Origin of the sequence: Curvivirga sp. (assembly GCF_965219885.1) — a bacterium.
Lineage (GTDB): Bacteria > Pseudomonadota > Alphaproteobacteria > UBA8366 > Aestuariispiraceae > Curvivirga.
The window spans coordinates 2,398,283-2,418,571 of record NZ_CBDCOT010000009.1 but is presented as its reverse complement, the minus strand read 5'-3'; the positions used below and the strand labels follow the sequence as shown (position 1 = coordinate 2,418,571).

23 protein-coding genes are annotated in these 20,289 nt (G+C 41.9%); 16 read left to right on the top strand and 7 right to left on the bottom strand.

The window, feature by feature from the left end:
- Positions 1–18: 18 nt before the first annotated feature.
- The gene (locus ACOQOA_RS16930; protein ID WP_420549776.1) at positions 19–1,887 is read right to left on the bottom strand and encodes a chloride channel protein; all 1,869 of its coding nucleotides are present in this window, start codon (positions 1,885–1,887) and stop codon (positions 19–21) included.
- A gap of 253 nt (positions 1,888–2,140) precedes the next feature.
- Between ACOQOA_RS16930 and ACOQOA_RS16925 the strand changes: the two genes are divergently transcribed.
- Positions 2,141–2,962 (top strand): VacJ family lipoprotein, encoded by an 822-nt coding sequence (locus tag ACOQOA_RS16925; RefSeq protein WP_420549775.1) that lies wholly within the window; start codon positions 2,141–2,143, stop codon positions 2,960–2,962.
- A 13-nt stretch (positions 2,963–2,975) separates the two neighbouring features.
- Here ACOQOA_RS16925 and ACOQOA_RS16920 read toward each other — a convergent pair whose 3' ends face one another.
- A complete protein-coding gene (locus ACOQOA_RS16920; RefSeq protein WP_420549774.1) occupies positions 2,976–3,935 on the bottom strand; it encodes a helix-turn-helix domain-containing protein in 960 nt (319 codons plus the stop codon).
- A gap of 106 nt (positions 3,936–4,041) precedes the next feature.
- On the opposite strand from ACOQOA_RS16920, the gene ACOQOA_RS16915 reads away from it, so the two are divergent.
- Positions 4,042–4,437 (top strand): rhodanese-like domain-containing protein, encoded by a 396-nt coding sequence (locus ACOQOA_RS16915; protein WP_420549773.1) that lies wholly within the window; start codon positions 4,042–4,044, stop codon positions 4,435–4,437.
- A gap of 19 nt (positions 4,438–4,456) precedes the next feature.
- Here the strand turns inward: ACOQOA_RS16915 and ACOQOA_RS16910 are convergent, their stop codons facing one another.
- A complete protein-coding gene (locus ACOQOA_RS16910) occupies positions 4,457–5,023 on the bottom strand; it encodes a TIGR02444 family protein (protein WP_420549772.1) in 567 nt (188 codons plus the stop codon).
- Positions 5,024–5,132: 109 nt separating this feature from the next.
- On the opposite strand from ACOQOA_RS16910, the gene ACOQOA_RS16905 reads away from it, so the two are divergent.
- The 3 genes from ACOQOA_RS16905 to ACOQOA_RS16895 all read left to right on the top strand — a co-directional run bounded on the left by ACOQOA_RS16905 (position 5,133) and on the right by ACOQOA_RS16895 (position 7,087).
- Positions 5,133–5,339 carry a YdcH family protein gene (locus tag ACOQOA_RS16905; protein ID WP_155154192.1) on the top strand — a complete coding sequence of 69 codons (207 nt, stop codon included), beginning with the start codon at positions 5,133–5,135 and terminating at the stop codon, positions 5,337–5,339.
- Between the two features lie 114 nt (positions 5,340–5,453).
- Entirely contained in the window at positions 5,454–5,942 is a 489-nt protein-coding gene (gene purE / locus ACOQOA_RS16900) for a 5-(carboxyamino)imidazole ribonucleotide mutase (protein ID WP_420549771.1), read from the top strand.
- A gap of 53 nt (positions 5,943–5,995) precedes the next feature.
- Positions 5,996–7,087 (top strand): 5-(carboxyamino)imidazole ribonucleotide synthase, encoded by a 1,092-nt coding sequence (locus tag ACOQOA_RS16895; RefSeq protein WP_420549770.1) that lies wholly within the window; start codon positions 5,996–5,998, stop codon positions 7,085–7,087.
- A 389-nt stretch (positions 7,088–7,476) separates the two neighbouring features.
- Here the strand turns inward: ACOQOA_RS16895 and ACOQOA_RS16890 are convergent, their stop codons facing one another.
- Together ACOQOA_RS16890 and ACOQOA_RS16885 are read right to left on the bottom strand one after the other, a co-directional pair.
- The gene (locus ACOQOA_RS16890) at positions 7,477–8,142 is read right to left on the bottom strand and encodes a COQ9 family protein (RefSeq protein ID WP_420549769.1); all 666 of its coding nucleotides are present in this window, start codon (positions 8,140–8,142) and stop codon (positions 7,477–7,479) included.
- A gap of 23 nt (positions 8,143–8,165) precedes the next feature.
- Positions 8,166–8,744 carry a peptide deformylase gene (locus ACOQOA_RS16885; protein WP_420549768.1) on the bottom strand — a complete coding sequence of 193 codons (579 nt, stop codon included), beginning with the start codon at positions 8,742–8,744 and terminating at the stop codon, positions 8,166–8,168.
- 201 nt (positions 8,745–8,945) lie between these two features.
- On the opposite strand from ACOQOA_RS16885, the gene rpsU reads away from it, so the two are divergent.
- From rpsU to ACOQOA_RS16865, 4 genes are all read left to right on the top strand, one after another.
- On the top strand, positions 8,946–9,149 hold the full coding sequence (rpsU, locus tag ACOQOA_RS16880; RefSeq protein ID WP_328597130.1) for a 30S ribosomal protein S21: 204 nt from the start codon (positions 8,946–8,948) through the stop codon (positions 9,147–9,149).
- A gap of 239 nt (positions 9,150–9,388) precedes the next feature.
- Entirely contained in the window at positions 9,389–11,038 is a 1,650-nt protein-coding gene (locus ACOQOA_RS16875; protein ID WP_420549767.1) for an adenylate/guanylate cyclase domain-containing protein, read from the top strand.
- 91 nt (positions 11,039–11,129) lie between these two features.
- Positions 11,130–11,594, top strand: coding sequence for a hypothetical protein (locus ACOQOA_RS16870; protein ID WP_420549766.1), 465 nt, complete (start codon positions 11,130–11,132; stop codon positions 11,592–11,594).
- 93 nt (positions 11,595–11,687) lie between these two features.
- Positions 11,688–12,392: a GNAT family N-acetyltransferase gene (locus ACOQOA_RS16865; protein ID WP_420549765.1), complete on the top strand. Its 705-nt coding sequence runs from the start codon at positions 11,688–11,690 to the stop codon at positions 12,390–12,392.
- A 73-nt stretch (positions 12,393–12,465) separates the two neighbouring features.
- On the opposite strand, the gene speB is transcribed toward ACOQOA_RS16865, so the two are convergent.
- On the bottom strand, positions 12,466–13,467 hold the full coding sequence (speB, locus tag ACOQOA_RS16860) for an agmatinase (protein WP_420549764.1): 1,002 nt from the start codon (positions 13,465–13,467) through the stop codon (positions 12,466–12,468).
- Positions 13,468–13,500: 33 nt separating this feature from the next.
- Positions 13,501–14,268 carry a sulfite exporter TauE/SafE family protein gene (locus tag ACOQOA_RS16855; RefSeq protein ID WP_420549763.1) on the bottom strand — a complete coding sequence of 256 codons (768 nt, stop codon included), beginning with the start codon at positions 14,266–14,268 and terminating at the stop codon, positions 13,501–13,503.
- 200 nt (positions 14,269–14,468) lie between these two features.
- Between ACOQOA_RS16855 and ACOQOA_RS16850 the strand changes: the two genes are divergently transcribed.
- The 7 genes from ACOQOA_RS16850 to ACOQOA_RS16820 all read left to right on the top strand — a co-directional run bounded on the left by ACOQOA_RS16850 (position 14,469) and on the right by ACOQOA_RS16820 (position 20,279).
- Entirely contained in the window at positions 14,469–14,900 is a 432-nt protein-coding gene (locus tag ACOQOA_RS16850; protein ID WP_420549762.1) for a CBS domain-containing protein, read from the top strand.
- A 103-nt stretch (positions 14,901–15,003) separates the two neighbouring features.
- Entirely contained in the window at positions 15,004–15,894 is an 891-nt protein-coding gene (locus tag ACOQOA_RS16845) for an alpha/beta fold hydrolase (RefSeq protein ID WP_420549761.1), read from the top strand.
- Between the two features lies 1 nt (position 15,895).
- Entirely contained in the window at positions 15,896–16,513 is a 618-nt protein-coding gene (locus ACOQOA_RS16840) for a DedA family protein (protein ID WP_420549760.1), read from the top strand.
- Between the two features lie 11 nt (positions 16,514–16,524).
- Entirely contained in the window at positions 16,525–17,661 is a 1,137-nt protein-coding gene (locus ACOQOA_RS16835; protein ID WP_420549759.1) for a hypothetical protein, read from the top strand.
- 27 nt (positions 17,662–17,688) lie between these two features.
- Positions 17,689–18,147: a YHS domain-containing (seleno)protein gene (locus ACOQOA_RS16830; RefSeq protein WP_420549758.1), complete on the top strand. Its 459-nt coding sequence runs from the start codon at positions 17,689–17,691 to the stop codon at positions 18,145–18,147.
- 172 nt (positions 18,148–18,319) lie between these two features.
- Positions 18,320–18,865 (top strand): GbsR/MarR family transcriptional regulator, encoded by a 546-nt coding sequence (locus ACOQOA_RS16825; protein ID WP_420549757.1) that lies wholly within the window; start codon positions 18,320–18,322, stop codon positions 18,863–18,865.
- 25 nt (positions 18,866–18,890) lie between these two features.
- A complete protein-coding gene (locus tag ACOQOA_RS16820; RefSeq protein ID WP_420549756.1) occupies positions 18,891–20,279 on the top strand; it encodes a cytochrome ubiquinol oxidase subunit I in 1,389 nt (462 codons plus the stop codon).
- Positions 20,280–20,289: the final 10 nt, after the last annotated feature.

Sequence of the window (20,289 nt, the reverse complement as noted above, 5' to 3'; positions counted from 1 at the left end):
TAGATGAGGAATTGATACCTAGGATCGGTAATCTTTCCTATGTGTATCACGCGCATCCAGCACTGCATGATGATATTCAGCCATCACATGACGTTCATGTAATACACCAATCAGCCTGCCTGATTCTTTACTATCCACCACGGCAACATGTTCTTCACCGCAACCTTCCATAAAACTGATTGCTTGTTCCAAATCACGGTCTTCGGTAATGGCAGGTGGTTTCTTACGTGCGACAACCTGTGCATTCCATTCTTTGTCATGACATTTATCAAAAGCACCCTCTGCCAAATTCTGAAGCATAATAGTCCCGCGCAAGACACCATTCTCATCCACCATGAACAGCTCACCATATGGGCATGCTTGAAGTTTCTCTCGAATTTCCTGCATCCCTGCATCAGGTTGAATTGTGATAAAATCGTCCCTCATGACTTCTTTAACACGTTTATTTCGCAACAATGTACTTTCGCGTCCACCAGATACATTGATCCCTCGTTGCATTAATTGCCAAGAGAAGAAACTATGACCAAAGACTTGCACCATAATCTGGGATGCAATCACAGTTGAAATCATCACAGCCACCGTTAAGGCATAATCCCCTGTCAGTTCAAAAATCATTAGAATTGTTGACATTGGCGCCCCTAATACGGCGCCGGCGACAGCCCCCATACCAACAATTGTATAAGCACCATGACCAGAAGAAAGATCGGGAAAGACCTCTGTGGCGATCAATCCAAAAGCCCCACCAACCATCGCTCCAAGAAATAATGACGGTGAGAAAATACCACCACCAAAACCGGATCCAAGAGTGATGGATGTCGCTGCGGTTTTTACCACAATCAAAACCAATAGCATTGATAATGTTAGCTCTTCTCTTAATGCCTGGTCAGTTGTCTCATACCCAACCCCCAAAATTTGCGGAAAAGCTAAAGCAATAATACCAATTGCGAATCCCCCTGCCATAGGGCGTGTCCAACGGGGAATCGGGAAACGCGTCATAATCGATTGAGCGACACCAATCGACCAAACCAAGGAGATTGCCATTATAGCAGATACCAAACCTAACAAGGCAAAAGCAGGAAATTCCAACATAGAAGCGATCGCATGTTCAGGAATGACGAAAGCCGTCATATCACCGTAATACGCACGATGAATTAATGTGCCTGAAACAGCCGAAATCACGACAGGCGTAATACTTGATAATGCATAATTACCCGTCACCACTTCCATCGCAAAGAAGATACCCGCAAATGGCGCATTAAAAGAAGCCGCGACACCACTTGCCACACCACATCCAAGTAATGTACGCCCCAACGGTCGCCCTAAATGTAAGCGTCGAGAGAAATTATCTGCCAGCATTGCCGCAAAATGGACAACGGGGCCCTCTCGACCGGCTGAACCACCGCATCCCAATGTAACTGCATTGACAAAAAACGTACTTAAGCCACGGCGAATAGACATACGACCACCATGTAAAGCGGTTACTTCGATAACATCCGCCACACCATATGCACGTCTTTCCGGGATCATATATTTAACGAATAAACCAACAATAGCCCCGCCAATCGTTGGCGCTAACAGGATGTGCCACCACGGCAAATTCCTCATCCAGTCATTCACCTCTTCACTTCTAATACCGTAAAAAAGGTATTGAATAGAATCAATGGCTTCGCGAAAGGCAATCGCCGCCCCACCACCAAGGAAACCAACAAAAATCGCAAGAAAACCGATAATGATCATCTCATGCTGAGAAGCTTCACGAAGATAAAACAACCAATCCAAAATTGTTTTCCTTCGCCAGAAAGATGTGCTTTCTAACTTATCTGTCTTTTTCGATTCTGTATTCTCTTGAGGAGATTCTTGATTTGGTGTCGGTGTCTCCGAAGACATGTGACTTCAACCATTTGTGATTGGGTTATTATTCTTACTTTTCTTATTATGAAAGTTTTTCACTCAAAAAGCCAGAAAATTGTGCTGAAACAATCAATTACCCTGTCTATAAGAGAGATTAAATCAATAAAAATTTGCCAACATGATTGGAATGTTCCTAAAATATTAAAATTATTTAATCATTTGAATCTTGAGTCCTTTAGAGAGAACCGTTAAAAGGGGATTCTAAATACTAAGCCTAATGGATCGAAAAATGGCACTTATTAAATTGAAAAATAAGCTATTTCAGCTTTTTGGTATCGTTGTTCTCTCAGCGGTTCTGGTTGGTTGTGCAACACCTCCATCTGACCCGGAAGAGCGTGCTCGTTATGAAGAAATCAACGACCCATTGGAACCAATGAACCGGGTTATTTTCGATTTTAACTTATTCATCGACGACGTATTCTTAGGCCCTGTGGCAAAAGGTTACGTTGCTGTTGTGCCAGAATTCATCCGTAACGGCATTTCCAATTTATTGGATTATTTACGTTTACCAATGACTTTCATTGCGCAAATCCTCCAAGGCGAATTTGAATATGCGGGCGATACAACAGGGCGCTTCTTGTTAAATACCATTACGCTTGGTTTTAACGACGCTGCCACTGAAGCTGGGATCCCAAATCGTTCTGCTGATCTTGGACAAACATTTGCGAAATGGGGCGTACCAGAAGGCCCTTATGTTGTTGTTCCTTTGCTTGGTTCTTATAATGTACGTCACGCAACAGGCGATGCTCTTGAATATTTTGCTGTAAACCCAGTTAACCAGTGGGAACAAATGGATGGGCATGAAAAATGGGGATATATCCATACAGGCTTATTCATTCTTGATTTCCGTGCAGCAAACATTGAGCGTTTTGACCAGTTAAAAGAGTCCTCTTTGGATTTATACGCGACCATGCGTAGTGCTTATCGTCAAACACGTAAAAGAATGGAAAATGACAGCTATAGTCCTGATGATGTAGGAAAAATCCTTCCAGTGGAAACTGGGGGAGATTCTAATCAGTTCCAAGAACTTAACGATCCTATTGCAGAATAAGTTCTTTTAATATTCAAATTTTTCTATGGAATTCTTGTCGATAATGGGTGGGACTAACCCCCACCTTTCGACGAAAATGATGGCGTAATGTTTCTGGTGTTACTAAACCGGAGACCTCCGCTATTTCTGATATGGATAACTCTGTTACCTCCAATAATTCTTTGGCACGTTCGATACGTTCAGATATCAACCAGCTATGTGGCTTTTCGCCAACAGTCTCCTTAAACCGGCGCAGCAAAGTACGTTTCGATAGCCCAGCTCTTTTGGCCATTGTTTCAACGGACCAATCTTGATTAAGTTTTAAACGTATTTCATCAAGGAGTGGTGATATATGTCCAGCTCTTTCCTTTGGAATAGGACGAGGAATAAACTGAGCCTGCCCTCCATCTCTATGCGCAGGTAAAACCAAACGCCTTGCAACAATATTTGCCTTCTCATGCCCAAAGTCATGTCGGACTATATGTAAGCAAAGATCAATCCCTGCCGCAGAACCAGCTGAAGTCAAAAACTGCCCTTCATCTACATATAATACATTGGGATCCACATTTATTGAGGGGTATTTGTATTGAAGCTCATGGGTATATCGCCAATGCGTTGTGGCTGATTTGCCATTTAAAAACCCTAGTTCTGCCAATAAAAATACGCCAGAACAGATAGATGCAAACCGACAGCCATTACCTGCAATCTTAATAAGTAATTGTCTAAGGTCTTCTGAAATTGTTGGGTCTTCACTAGACCATCCAGGAATAAGTATTAACGAGGCTTGCTTAAGGGCATCCAAATTATATTCAGCCTTAAGAACCAAACTTCCCATCGCTTTTTGAACATCATCATTCGTGGCAATTATTTTAAAATCATACCAATGATCAAACTCAGGACGAGCCAAGCCAAAAACTTCGGCAGCAATGCCTAATTCAAATAGATGCACAGTCTCACTAATTAAGACGCATACGAGTGGATTTGTTTCTTTCATATCTAAATTGTCACTTTTTTAACGATAATTGTCAATTACGCCAATTCACAAAATAAAACAGTTTTTCTACATTCTTTCTAACCACAATCATTTAAGGAGAAGAAAAATGAAATCAGCCGTTAGTGAAATTAAAGCTGCGCCATCGGAACAAGCACTTAATTACTTTAAAAAAATGATGTCCTTTGAAACAGATTGTTGGGATGTCCATGATGCTCTCAACAACGACAAACAAGATTTCATTTTATTAGATGTACGTGGCCCCGCCCTTTATGAGCAAGGACATATTAATGGTGCTTTAAACTTACCACATGGTAAAATCATAGAGCGTAAAATGAAAGAATGGCCTGATGATACTTTATTTATCGTTTACTGTGCAGGCCCTCATTGCAACGGTGCCATGCGTGCCGCTATCCGTCTTGCAAAACTGGGACGTGCCGTCAAAACCATGCCAGGTGGAATTACAGGATGGATTGATGAAGGTTTTAATCTGATCAAAGATTAAAGAATATCATGAGGAAGTTTTAAGCTTCCTCATTCTCATTTTCACCTAACTGTAATGACAAGAAAGTTTGCTCAGAGATAGATAAGATATCTTCAAAACTTTCCTTGATCCGTGCATCAACTCTAATGTTTTGTTGCTGAATATAAGTCAGAAGATTTCGACGGGCCACTGATTTACGATCCCCTTCGCGTGCATTCACTGCTGGTAATTTAACGACGACATCCATCAACATATCTTGCTGTATCTTTTCAGCCGCTAATTCTAGTGCCTTAACATCTTCTCGCAGATGATTGCTCATTGTCTTGGTGACTGCGCCCACATCACTTTTCAAACCACGGCGAATATTTCGTAATGGTTCAACTGCAGTTTCACGCCAAGCTTTCGCGTGACGGATTAATGTTTCGGTAGATTCATCTGTTAACTTAGCACCAGATAGTCCAGTCCAGACAAATAAGAGAATCAGGTTCACATCCAAATGATAATCATCTTGTAAAAGTAAGCAATTTTGAGCCAGTTTATCCTTGCTATATGCCTTCAGTGAAAATTCCCATAACGGATTTCCTTGTTTTTCGTCTTTATTTTGCATAACAGCCCTTTTACGGATGGTTCTGAATAAAATCTCATGTTAAAATAGCGCTAAGATTTCATATCTGAATTTTTAACGAATATAAATAGATATTGGTAAAGATATAGTCATGGACGAACTTGAAGTTGCGGCCCTACGCCATCGTGTTGAAGAATTACGCACAGAGCATAGGGATCTAGATGATGTTATCGACCGTATTTCTGAGGCGATTCCTTTTGACCAATTACAGGTCCAACGTCTTAAAAAAAGAAAACTCGCGATCAAAGATGAATTGATTAATTTAGAAAATCAACTCATCCCAGATATTATTGCTTAGTAAAGTTATAATTTTTCAGATTGTTAATATTGCCTGTACTTTGGGGACTTGAATTCAAAGGCAATCCGCCTATACTCCCCACCAAATTCAACCTACTAAGACGGATCGATAAAAATGAGTGAAGCAGCAAAAGTTGGTATCATTATGGGTAGCCAATCCGACTGGCCTACAATGACACATGCAGCTGAAATTTTAGAAAAGCTAGGCGTGCCTCATGAAGTAAAAATCGTCTCTGCACATCGCACCCCTGACCGTCTTGTTGAATATGCCAAAACGGCAAAGGAACGCGGCTTACACGTAATTATTGGTGGGGCTGGTGGGGCTGCACATTTACCAGGCATGGCAGCTTCAATGACGCCGTTACCTGTTTTTGGTGTTCCTATTCAATCAAAAGCATTAAGTGGTCAAGATAGCCTTCTGTCTATCGTACAGATGCCAGGCGGTGTACCTGTTGGCACACTTGCTATTGGTAAAGCTGGCGCAATTAATGCAGGTTTACTAGCTGCTTCTGTCATCGCCTTACATGATGAAAATGTAGCTAAGGCGCTTGATGACTTCCGCGCAGCACAAACAGACGCTGTAGCAGAAGAACCAGTAGATTAATCAATATATAAACTTGATACAGTTTTAACTCTTCCCCTAAGGAAAGCTAGAGAATGCGCCCAACATCCCCTTCCCCACGTGTTATTGCACCCGGTTCCACAATTGGTATTTTGGGCGGTGGACAATTAGGCCGTATGACCGCCTTAGCTGCTGCTAATCTTGGTTATAAATGTGAAATCTTTGAACCACAAAGAGGATGTCCTGCCTCTCAGGTTTCTAATGGTCATATTGCAGGTAGCTATGACAACGAAGCAGATTTACTTCGTTTTGTCTCAAAAGTAGATGTTATCACATTGGAATTTGAAAATGTTCCTGTAAAAACATTACAAATCCTTGAATCCTATAAGCCAATGCGCCCTGGGCCAAAAGCATTAGAACTTTCACAAGATCGCATTGTCGAAAAATCTTTCTTGAATAACTGTGGCATCCCAACCGCGCCTTGGGCCAAAGTCGAAACAGCAGAAGAAATGGAAATGGCTGTAGAAAAACTTGGCCGACCATCCGTTTTGAAAACTGCCCGCTTTGGTTATGATGGTAAAGGTCAGATTAAGATCACCGAAGGCATGGACGTGATTGCGGCCTGGAAAGATTTGAACAAGGTTCGCTGTGTACTTGAAGGCTTTGTCAGCTTCACCAAAGAAATCTCTGTGATTGTTGCGCGAAGCGCAACAGGTGAAACAAAAACTTATGAGCCTGTTGAGAACAGCCATAAGAACCATATTCTGGACACAACAACTGTGCCAGCATCCATCACAGATGAACAAGCAAAAACGGCTATGGATTATGCCATCAAAGCTGTTGAAGGATTAGAACTAATCGGCCTTCTGGCAGTTGAAATGTTTGTAACAACTGATGGAAAAATTCTTGTAAATGAAGTTGCACCACGTCCGCATAACTCTGGTCATTGGACGCAAGATGCCTGTGTAACTTCCCAGTTTGAACAACTTGTTCGCGCTGTCTGTGGTTTACCACTTGGTTCAGTGGAACGTTTGGGACGTGCAGAAATGAAAAATTTACTGGGAAATGATATCAATAACTGGCCTACAATTTTGGCAGAACCGGGTGCTCATTTACATCTATATGGCAAAGCCGAAGCAAAACCGGGACGTAAGATGGGACATGTGAATCGCTTGTTTAAAGACTAAGCAAGCGACCTAACTTACTGCCCAACTTAAATATATATACCAAAAGTATAAAAATGAGCCTATTTGAGGTCCAGCGCCCAGAATGATGGCTAACATATATTGCGCTTGCTTATGCATGGCCATAGCGATCATTAAGCATAAGCAAGCCAAGAATGGATGCAACAAGACAATAGTCCAAATATCTTTGTCAAACTGGGCCGCCGCATCCCAACTCAGCAATGTAACTATCAGCAGTAACACACTAAATGGCACAATCGGAATTGCAGAAAATATTAAAACGAGTCGAGATTGTCCTCGCTTTTTCATACGAGGGTCCGCTGCCTCTATTTCATGAAGCTCTAGTTCCAGAAAATTTCGAAAAATCCCTGACATATTTTAGTTAAAAGCGATTACGCTTTCACTTTCATGCGGTTGATTGCGCTTCTGCGTAATTTTGGCAATCCGGAAAGTTTATTAAGAAAGCCTGTCGCTTTGGCCTTGAGTTGAGGGATTTTCATCACATCACCGATACGACGATCTAAAAATTCCCATGTTGCCTGATTATCGTCGGATTTATCATCCAACCAGTAAAGTAAGGTTGATGAATATACACCGCTTAACAAGCCACGTTTTGAGTAATAATTCCAATCAGTTGCATTGTCACCTGCGGCATACCACATGGCATCAACTGCATTAAACATTGCCTTGGTCGAATGGATCGCATTTTGTGGCATCGCCATAACAGACATAGCTTTACGCACAGCATCTTTTTGGTCTTTATTTAACAGGATACGCGTTTTAACGGCAGTTGCGATACGTTCGCGAATTTTCATGGATGGTAAATCCAGTGTTGCCAGTTCCTGATTCATTTTCACTGTATTCAAATGATAGAATTGCAAGATCAAATCAACAGGTCCACCGGGTAAGATACGATCAGCGTCTTTACGGGTTAGATTAATATCTTCTGCGCCCATATAAAGAGCAGCACGCGTCCAACCATCAAAAGGAACATGCGGCAACATCGCCTCAATTAATTGATCACGTTTTTCTTCCAGCGCCAGTTGTGCATCAGTCATTTTCAAACTCACTCAATAATTCTTCACATATTACCTTGGGCGATCAATATCTCACGCGCCTTTTGCGGCAAACCATGTTCCAGTTGGTCACTATACATAAGCAAAGAGATATCATCCATCCTTTGCGGATATAAAATACCCAATAAATGATCTACCTCATGTTGAACAACACGTGCATGATATCCAGATAGGGTTTCTTCATGTATTTTCCCAGTGATATCCTGATAAGTAAGTAAGATATTCTTATATCGTGGTACCAGTCCAGTTAAAGCTGGTACAGAGAGACACCCCTCCCAATCATAAAACTGCTCTTCATCGATCGGCTCTATTTTCGGATTAAACATCACGGTTAGAGGAACATCTTCTTCCACAGGCTCAAAACCACGGCCCTTCGTCACAAAATAAATCACCGTCTGACGCACTACACCAATCTGGGGCGCAGCAATACCTGTACCACCTGCATCATGCATGGTGTCAACAAGGTCTGTTACCAATTCTTCCAATGCAACTCGGTCATCATCAGTCAGATCATCAAAACGGATAGCCATTGATTTTTGTCGTAAGGCAGGGTGTCCCATCTTGGTAACTGGTTGAATAGCCATTTTGCAATCCTGTTCAAAAAACTTTATGAATGAATATAATAAAAGCTGAAAGCAGAAGAAAAAAGCCTATAAAGCCGGAAAACTGTTAACTTTCCAACCCATAGGGCTTCACATTCAAATATACATATGTTATAAGCCGCCAACTCTAAGGGAAGAGCTCTTAGAGATATATACTCTTTATCCGAAAGGACGGTGAGCAAAGTGCAAGTTATCGTTCGTGATAATAACGTTGATCAAGCACTGCGTGCGCTGAAGAAGAAAATGCAACGCGAGGGCATCTTCCGTGAAATGAAGTTGCGTCGCCATTTCGAAAAGCCATCCCAAAAGAAGGCTCGTGAAAAGGCTGAAGCAGTCCGTCGCCACCGCAAACTTCTGCGCAAGCGTATCGAACGCGAAGGTTTCTAATTTTAAATTAAAACTTTCAGTGTTCGAGGGTCGAGCACTTTCGTTCAGACAAGCGATTTCGCTTCTTTGAACAACCTAATGAATTAACGCTCAGAGAGAAATCTTTGAGCGTTTTTCATTTTCTACTTCTTTACTTATAAAGCTAAATCACAGCTATTTTAGCAATTTTTAATTTTTATCTCTGGCAAATCCCTTTAAGTTAGATATCAGCTATAACTTATAAACGGATCGTATACTCAATGGGTCAACGCCTTCGCCTAATCAGTGGTTTGATTTTATTTGTATTTGTTTTAACGCATTACCTCAACCATGCACTCGGCTTAACTTCCATCCTCATCATGGAAGAAGCACGCCCTTATTTTCTTGCTGTCTGGAAAACTGAAATTGGCACAGTTGTTCTGACCCTTGCCGCGATCACCCATATTGCTATGGCATTATGGGTTATCTACCAAAGACGTAGCCTAAAACTTAAAAAATGGGAACTGATCCAGTTATTCTTTGGTTTATCCATTCCTTTCTTAGTGGCAAACCACGTCATTGCCACAGGCATCGTTGAAGAATTCTATGATACCCAGATCTATTATCCGCAAGTCTTAGTAAATTATTGGCTATCGAATTTTGAATCCGGCATCATACATGGATTTGCGGTAATAATTGTCTGGATACATGGATGTATCGGTATTCATTACTGGTTGAAAACGAAAGCATTTTATGCCCGTATCCGATGGCTTATGGCACAGTTTGCAGTCGTTATTCCGACACTTGCGTTAGCAGGGTATATCTCCGCTGGTTATCAAGTTATGATGTTGGAATCAGACAGAATGTTCATGTCTGGCGTCAGAATGGCAAGCAATGTTACCCCTGAAAGCTATAACTGGCTTCAAGTAGCGACAATGAATACACTTATCTTCTTTGGTGTTGTCTCCCTTACGCCCTTTATTGCGCGATCTTTACGTTTCGCATTACAGAAGCTTAAAAAACAGCCCCGCCTAAAATTTCCCAACGGGAAATCTTATCGTATCTTAGATGGCGCAACAGCCTTAGAAACTATGCGATCAAACAAGATACCGCTGGCTTCTGTTTGTGGAGGACGCGGCAGATGTACGACATGCCGTGTACGCGTAACAGAAGGTATAGAAAACCTACATGAACCGAAAAAAGTGGAAGAAGAAGCTTTAGAAAGAATTGAAGCAATCCCTTCTGTGCGCTTAGCATGTCAAATCCGTCCAACATCCGACATTACTGTTATGCCGCTGATGCCGGCAGATGCCAACGCAAAAGATGGGCGTCGGCCGGGTGGCCTTGACGGGATGGAAATGCAAGTCGCCGTTATGTTTGTAGACTTACGCGGATCAACAAAATTAGGCGAAGAAAAGCTCCCTTACGATGTCTTATTCATTTTAAATCAGTTTTTTGCAGAAATGACGTCATCCCTTAATGCAACAAAAGGTCATTATGCGCAGTTCAACGGTGATGGTTTAATGGCGATCTATGGCCTCAATGGCGGAAATGCTAAAAATCATGCTGAACAAGCCGTTAAAGGTGCAACCGAGATGTTCCGAAGACTAGATGAACTGAATGTACAGTTAGAAAGTGAACTTAAAGAACCTATGCAAATCGGTATCGGCATCCATTATGGCGAAGCAATTGTTGGCGCTATGGGGCCGCCAAATAATCAATTGATAACAGCGATTGGTGATAATGTGAATATCGCTGCACGACTGGAGAGTTTGTGTAAAGAATATCAATCGCCGTTTATCATTAGTGAACGTGCTGCAAAAACCGCAGGTATTACTTTACCTGAAAGTAAATCCCATAGTGTTGCTGTTAAAGGACGTCAAAGAGAAATCAAGTTCTTCGCATTACAACAGCCGCCAGCAACCGCCTGAGCCATCTTTCAAAATTTTTGACTAAAAATGGCTCTATTCAGCCCTCTTATATTTTGATCTAACAATATGAAAACATAAAAGGATCAAGGATATGTCATCTAAAAGCACAAAAAAACCATGGTCAGTATCTCCAACAGATTATGGACGAAGCTTAAAAGGATTCGGTATTAATTTGCTGGTAGCTGATGTCGAAACATCCAAGAAATTTGCCGAAGACATTTTGCTAGCTCATGTTGTCTATTGGAATGAGGATATCGCGATTATTCGCCAAGGAAATGCCGAATGGATGTTGCATGCGGACCACAGTTATAGCGACAATGCTTATCTCGGCATCGCCCAATCCCAGGAAGGGCGTGGTGCAGGTGCAGAATTCCATCTTTACGATCTAGATCCAGATGAAGCCGAAAATCGAGCGCGTCAGCATGATCATATCGTTTTTGCGGGTAGCCTGAACAAACCACATGGACTACGCGAATGCTATCTGATTGATCCTGATGGTTATTGTTGGGTGATTAGTCGCCCGCTGACCGATGAAGAAGTGAAAGAAGTTTCCTAATAAATGGCACTGTCATTTAGTTAAGAATGGCCCTAGATGAATAGGGCCATTTTATTTATTCAATCTTTAACAACAAAGTTAAAGGTGAATAATATGTCTAACGTTAACTATAATGAGATAGGTCAAATTCTTGGCGTACCAGTTCCCAACTGGAAAGGTGCATTAGCACCGGATGGCCGCCCTCTTCATGGTCAATATTGCTATATGGAAAAATTGGATGTTGATGCACATTGTAATGGTTTGTTTGAAGCCTTCAGTAAAAATGAAAATGGTTCCAACTGGACCTATTTACCTGTAGGGCCTTTTGAAACAGAAGCTGATTTTAGAGGATGGCTAGAGATTGGCTGTGTTAACCCAGATCCATTTTTCTATGTTATCCGCCGTAAATCAGATGATCTAATCCTTGGAATGGCAAGTTACCTTAGAATTGACCCGACGATGGGATCAATTGAAGTCGGGCATATTCATTTTTCCCCTTTGATGCAACGTACACCTGCATCTACAGAATGCATGTATATGATGATGAAACATGCTTTCGAAGATCTAGGGCACCGTCGTTATGAATGGAAATGTAATAATTTGAATGAACCATCCAAGAAAGCTGCTGAAAGATTAGGTTTCAGTTTCGAAGGTGTTTTTCGCCAGATGAGCGTAGTCAAAGGACACAATCGGGACACAGCTTGGTTTTCTATTCTTGATAGTGAATGGGACAAGGCAAAATCTGGTTTTGAAGCTTGGCTTTCTTCTGACAATTTTGATGCAGACGGAAAGCAAAAGAGCTCCTTGCAAACAAAGTAGGCCATACCTACCCACGCCTACTTTATGCAAAACTCAAAAGGGAGGCTTGTCTGCCTCCCTTATTTTTAAAATATTATTTCACCAAGCCTTTTTTCTGCATATTTTCAGCAAGCAAACATAAGATTTCCCACATAATGGTAACACCAACCAAGGCTGTTGCACCAGATTGATCAAAGGGAGGGGAAACTTCCACTACATCCGCAGAAATGATATCAGCCCCGCGTAAGCCCCTTACAATTTGTTGTGCTTCATGGGTAGTCATACCACCGATTTCTGGTGTGCCTGTTCCCGGTGCATATACTGGATCCAAACAATCCACATCAAAACTTACATAGGTTGGATCATCTCCAATCACGCGACGTGCTTCTTTAATCACACCTTCGACGCCAAGATCAAAATATTCTTCGATTTCAATAACACGAATACCTTGTTCTAGGCCCCAGTCTTTGTCCTCTGGTGTATAAAGAGAACCACGGATACCAATTTGCACTGTACGTTTTGGATCAAGCAAGCCTTCTTCGATAGCACGACGAAATGGTGTTCCATGGGTATACATTGAGCCACCAAAGTAGCGATCCCATGTATCTGTATGTGCATCAAAATGTACCATCCCCATAGGTTTACCGCCACAAAGCTTGTCTTTAATTGCGCGCATAATTGGTAATGACACCAGATGATCACCACCAGCAGTTACTGGTGTGATGCCGTCCTCAACCAAGCTTCTGACAAATGTTTCAACGCGATCTAAAGTATCTTCAATTTGAATTGGATTAACGGGACTATCGCCCATATCAGCACATTTGATGAGTTCAAAAGGTTGAATACCTGAAACATGATGGACATTGCGCATCAAGGTGGACATATCGCGCATCTGGCGTGGCCCATGACGCGCGCCAGCACGGTTTGTTGTGCCTCCATCCCAAGGAATACCAATAATCCCCACATCTACATGTGATTTAGCCAAATCAGATTGCGGCTCCACATGCGGTAATCGCATAAAAGTTGGAATGCCTGCAAAACGTGGTAAATCGCTTCCGGAAATTGGTTTAAAGTTTGGAACCTTACCCTCGCCCATACTCGTCTCTCCCTGATCAATTTATATATTTTGTTATGCTGTTAATCGCATAATTTCAGTAATGAATAGTCGCAAACCTGCAATAGTGAAGAAGGTTAACAGAATATATCTAAATGTCTTCTCATTAATGTATTTTCGGATCCTCGCCCCTAACATAAACCCGATCGTACAAGCACCAACACAGATCAGAGAAATCCAGAATACGCCACCATTCATAATACCAGCCGATGTTAACCCACCAAGCAAAGGCCAACTGGTTACAAAAATAAGGAAACCTGCAGCCGCTATAAACTCTTCCTTTGTGACACCTTTAGACAAAGTGTAAATCATAATTGGAGGTGCCCAAATAGATGTCAATCCACCGCAGATACCTGCAATAATCCCAAAGATTGCCTGAGACAGGCGATCATGGGTCTCGACAAAATGTAGGCGAATTTTAAAAAACTGGCTAAGACAGAAAAGTAAAATCGTGATCGCAATAATCAAACGTAAATAATCCACGCTATATTCCAGCGCGAAAAATGACACCAAAAAGATGGAAAGCATCGACCAAGCCGCAAAAGGTAAATATTTCTTCGCGGTTTCTCGTTTATTAGGTGTCGTGAAATATTGCTGACCATTGGTAATCACAATTGGTAAGATCACTAATCCCAATGCAATCGCTGGTTCGAAAACAAGCAACATCAACGACATTGCAGTTGTTGGTAAACCAATACCAATCGCCCCTTTTATAGAGCCAGCTAGTAGGAATATCCCGCAAGCTGTTAAAATAAAGAGATATCCGTCTTCGATACCGAGCATAGTTTTAGCCTTTAAACCAATATATTTTGAACAAAGTGACTTTGCTTTAAAGAAATGTAAATGAATTTTTAGGAACAAGATTTTTTACATTCATCTATTCAAAAACCACATCTTATTTCATTAGCAAGTCATTATTTACTTTGAGTTTTCATCTTTCTGCGGAATAATTGGATATCAAATTATTTCATGGAGAGATGAAAATGAACGTGGAAGGAATACTTAAAGGAAAAGGAAGTAATGTACTTGGTCTAAATGAGAACGACACAATCGAAAGTGCCGTGACTATTTTGGCTGAGAAAAAAATCGGGGCGACTGTCGTCCTTGATAATGCAGGCAAGCTGGTCGGCATCTTATCGGAACGTGATATTGTACGTGAAATTGGAAACCAAGGGGCATCCGTTCTTAACAAATCAATTGGCGATATCATGACAAAAGATGTGCAAACCTGCAGTCCTTCTGACGCTGTTGCCAAAATCATGGCTCAAATGACCGAAGGACGTTTTCGTCATTTACCCGTGATGGATAACGGGAATATGGTAGGTATTATTTCTATTGGTGATGTTGTTAAGAACCGCATCAACGAACTTGAATTTGAAGCCAATGCCATGCGAGACTATATCACAACAGGATAAATAACCTGTTCCTCGCGAAAATGTGACCGAATGACATTTGTCAGTGAAGGCAAATAATCGTATTTCTGGAATATAAGATTTTTCAGGAATAAGAGCCTTAGGAATGAGACAAACAGTACATCAACTTAGACGCAGAAAAGATCTGAGCGAAATTTCTTCTTTTCGCTATGCTGGCTTGTTATGCATAAGTTTTGCTCTGACTGCTTGTTTTGGCCCTCCTAAGTCCGCGACCAGTGAAGCTGAAATTGCCGCGATGGAAAACCATACTGCCCTTCTTCCCAATCACCCCGCAAATCACATCAATTATATCAAAGCAGGCGACCCAAATGGACAACCTGTTATTTTGGTTCATGGAACCCCAGGCAGCACAACAGTATGGGCAGATATGATAAGTGATGTGCAACCGGGATATGAGTATATTGCGATTGACCGTCCAGGATTTGGTCAAAGTGGACCTAAGGGATCTGTAACAGATATCTCACTTCACGCTAGTGCCCTAATGCCATTATTTAATCATCCATCAGGTAAGAAGCCGATTCTGGTCGGTCATTCCTATGGTGGTCCTGTTGTAGTCCAAGCAGCTCTGGACTATCCAGATGCATTTGCTGGTATTATCGTGGCTGCAGGTGCGTTAGATCCTACACTTGAAGAAACACATTTCATGCAATATGTGGGGGATACTTGGCCTATATCATCGTTATTGCCACGTGCAATCAAAAACGCCAATGAAGAATTGTTTAGCTTAAAAGCAGATCTAGAAGTTTTAGCCCCGCGTTTAAAAGAATTAAAAATCCCTACAATCATTGTTCATGGTACCAAGGATGACTTAGTACCTGTTGCAAATGTGGATTACATGGAAAAGATGTTCCCACAAAATAGCCTCATTCATGTGACACTAATCCAAGATCAGAATCACTTCCTACCGTGGAACTCACTGGAAGAATTACATGAGGCTATCGCAATGATGAAATCCCATACTGAAGCGAGACAATAATATGGAGTGGGATTTAGGAAATTTTATAAACCTTCTGCAAGCGCAAGCTGGCAATCCTTTTATCATCATGGGATTGATCATTATCGCGACATTCATTTTGGAAGACCCTGCCACTGTGGGAGCCGCCTTGGTTGCCGTTGAAGGTTTAATTGATCCCTATCTCGCCCTCATTGCACTTTATATTGGTATTTTCGTGGGTGACCTTGGTTTATATGGTTTAGGCCGTCTTTCCAGTAAATATTGGCGGGTTAGAGATTTTCTAAAACGTAAAGGTATGGTGGCCACAAGCAATTGGTTAGACGGATGGATGGTTCAAGCCATCATTGGTGCTAGATTTGCCCCAGGCATGCGTCTTCCGACTTATACAGCCTGTGGCCTGTTCCGACTTTCTTTCACCAAGTTTGCACTAACAACAGGTATTGCTGTCTTTTTCTGGACCAGTGCGCTCTTCGCGGTAAGCTATTTAGCTGGTGAATTTGTTGTGATGCAACTCGGTGAATGGCGTTGGGCAATTGGTATTGGATTGGTTGTGGCAACGATCTTCCTACCGCGCCTTTTAAAAAAATTAACAAAAAATATGGCCTTTGTGACAAAGCAAAAAGCCATGACAAATAACTAATGGAAAAAAGCATGAGTGACCTGAGTATCGAAAATGCGATCAACCCTACCAGCGCCGGCAAACTAATGCATCAAGGCATGCCACCGCTGGAAATGGATGGTCCTGCCCTATCTCATTTTGAGTTTTGGTCGCCTCGTGTCTTTTACATCCCAATCGTCTTACAAACCATTTGGCTAAGTCTACGTCATATGGGTCCAACTTTACCAACTTCTGCAAATCCGCATTTCCCAATGGGGGGGTTAGTTGGTGAGTCTAAAAAGATTGTCCTCTCCCTCGCTGGTGAAACTGCAAAAGAATATATCTCTCCTTTCACTCAAATCACCAAAGGTGAAAGCGATGATATCATTTCATTAGCAGAAAAACGCATGTCAGAAGCAGGCCTTACCTTCCCCTTGGTTGCAAAACCAGATATGGGTTGCCGCGGTGTAGGTGTGCAAATTGCTCGTTCTAGCGAGGAGTTGAAAACCTATATTGATAGCTTCCCGGATGACGCAAGTATCTTGCTACAGGAACTTGTCCCTTATGAAGCTGAGGCTGGTGTATTTTATATTCGTGAACCGGATCAGGAAAAGGGCCGTATTTTCTCAGTTACGTTGAAGTATTTCCCATATGTAATTGGGGATGGTACACGCAATTTGCGCCAACTCATTGAAGAAGACGAACGTGCGGGTCAAATTGCACATGTTTATTTGAAACGTCACGAAAGCCGCCTTGATGAAATCATTCCTGCCGGGCAACCTTATCGTCTTGCTTTTGCAGGTTCTCATAGTCGTGGCACCATTTTCAGAGATGGACGCCCCTATGTCACCGAAGCAATGACCGAAGCGTTTGATAAAATTGCAAAAGATATTCCGGAATTTTATTTCGGCCGTTTCGATGTACGTTTTACGAATGTCGAAGACTTACAACAAGGTAAGAATTTCAAGATTGTAGAAGTTAACGGTGCTGGTGGTGAAGCGACCCATATTTGGGATCGTAAAATCACCCTTCGTGAAGCATACAAAACCTTGTTTGAACAATATGCGACCCTGTATCGCATTGGGGCAAAAAACAGGAAACGCGGCTTTAAACCTGCTTCTCTTTGGGGCTTAACCAAAGCTTGGCAGGAAGAAAAACGCCTCGTTGCAGATTATCCACATACTGAATGATGATTTGATTTATTAAGGAGTCAAACGATGAAAACCCCTGTTAAAATCCTACTAGCTGCACTTGCTTTTTCTACATTTATGATTGGCAAAGCATTTGCGATTGAACCAATTTACACCGGCTGGTTAAGTGATCAAGCTGTTGGTGGATACGATACTGTATCCTATTTCACCAACGGCGAACCTGTTAAAGGGTCCAAAGATCACAAAGTCACCTGGAATGGTGCGACCTGGTTATTTTCCTCTGCGGAAAACAAAGCCCTATTCGAAGCTGACCCGGCAAAATATGCGCCACAATATGGTGGTTATTGTGCATGGGCTGTGGCTGAAGTAAATGAAGGCTATGAAGGCGATCCAAAAATCTGGAAGATTGTGGATGGCAAATTATACCTGAACAACAACGACAGCGTTCAAGAACGTTGGAACAAAGACATCCCAGGCTTCATTGAAACAGCCAACAAAAACTGGCCTGGTCTGTTGGAAAAATAAAAAACTTTATATTTTTCTCTTTGAAAACCCTGCCTTAAACGGCGGGGTTTTCTTTTATTTATAAATTTTTTTTAACTTGGAGGCAGAAAACACTTTCCTTAATTCTGAATTTTCAGTATATACTGAAAATACGAAAAATAAAATAATTCTAAAATGGATTTAAGGACAGATTATGAACTTACCACCTGTCATACAGACATTTGTGCTTCACTTCGGTGAGATGGGATCACGGTGGGGTATTAACCGCACCGTAGGTCAAATCTATGCACTTCTCTATTTGTCTGAACAACCTTTGAATGCCGATCAAATTGTAGATGCACTTGGTTTTTCGCGTTCAAATGTTGCGATGGGTTTAAAAGAACTGGCAAGTATGAATCTGGTAATGCTCAAGCATATTCCAGCAGACCGCAAAGATTACTACGGTACCCATGATGATATTTGGGATATCGTACGTAATCTGGTTGAGGAACGCAGACGTAGAGAGATTGAGCCTACACTCACCATGTTACGATCCGTGATTATGGAGAAGCCTTCATCCGAAGAAGAAAAGCATGCTCAGGAAAAAATGCAGGAAATGCATGACCTGATCGAAATGCTAACTGATTGGTATGAGGAAATGAACAAGATCGATACCGAACGCCTTGTTAACCTCCTGAAAATGGGAGCAAAAATTTATAACCTCTACCAATTTAAGGACAAATTAAAAATAATCTCATAACCCCTCTGACGTGTGAGAGATCGAAATGGTAGAACTTGACCCCTTTATGCTGTCGCGCATTCAATTCGCGGCAAATATAACCTTTCATATAATGTTTCCATCCATAACAATTGCGCTTGGTTGGTTCCTGCTATTCTTTAAACTGCGTTATAACGCCACGAAAAATGAAGCTTGGATGCAATCCTACTTCTTCTTCACCAAGGTATTTGCCCTAAGCTTTGCTATTGGTGTGGTAAGTGGTGTAACTATGTCATTCCAGTTCGGCACCAACTGGCCGGGCTTTATGGAAACTGTCGGCAATATTGCTGGCCCTCTACTAGCCTATGAAGTTCTAACAGCCTTTTTTCTGGAAGCTACCTTCCTTGGGATCATGTTGTTTGGCTTCCGAAAAGTCCCCTCATGGTTACATACGACAGCAACAGTGTTGGTGGCAGGTGGGACAACCATATCTGCTTTCTGGATTCTTGTTTTAAACAGCTGGATGCATACACCCACGGGATTTGAGATGATTCCAAATGAAGCAGGACTACTACAAGCCCATGTGACAAGCTGGTGGGAGGTTATCTTTAACCCATCAATGCCATATCGTTTAAGTCATATGTTATTAGCATCTGGTCTAACCGCTTCCTTTTTAATCGCCGGTTTATCAGCCTACCGTTTATTAAAAGGTGATCAGGCTGCTTCCGTTCGCAAGTCGTTAAAAACAGCGATCATTGCAGCTACTATTCTAATTCCTCTTCAAATCTTTGCCGGGCATGAACATGGTATCAATACTAAAGAATATCAACCTGCAAAATTAGCTGCTATTGAAGGCGCGTGGGAAACACATCAAGGCGCACCGCTTGTTCTATTTGGCCTGCCGAATGAGGACGAACAGCGAAATGACTTTTCTATCGAAATTCCTTATTTGGCAAGCTTAATCGTAACTCATAGTCTGGATGGCGAAATCAAAGGATTAAAAGAATTTGAACAACATCCGCCTGTTAAACCACTTTTCTTTGGTTTTAGGATTATGATCGGTGTCGGCATGTTGATGCTTCTATTTGCTTGGGCTGGTTCCTATTTTCTAGCGCGTAAAAAGAACATGCCAAAACATTACCTATACGGCTTGGTTGGAATGACTTTTTCCGGCACCGTGGCCACAATCGCTGGATGGTATGTCACAGAGATTGGTCGTCAACCATGGTTGGTGCAAGGTGTACTTAGCACCAAAGATGCTCTTGGTTCCGTCAGCGGTGGGATGGTTCTTTCAACGTTGATTATGTACCTGGCTGTATATGCCTTTCTAACTGTGGCTTATGTCACGACCCTCTTCTATCTGGCCCGAAAGGCCGGAGATGGATCAAATCGCGATCCTGAAAAACAAACCATGTCCGCTAGTGAACGCCACACGGCTATGACACCCGCAGAATAAAGAAAGGAGA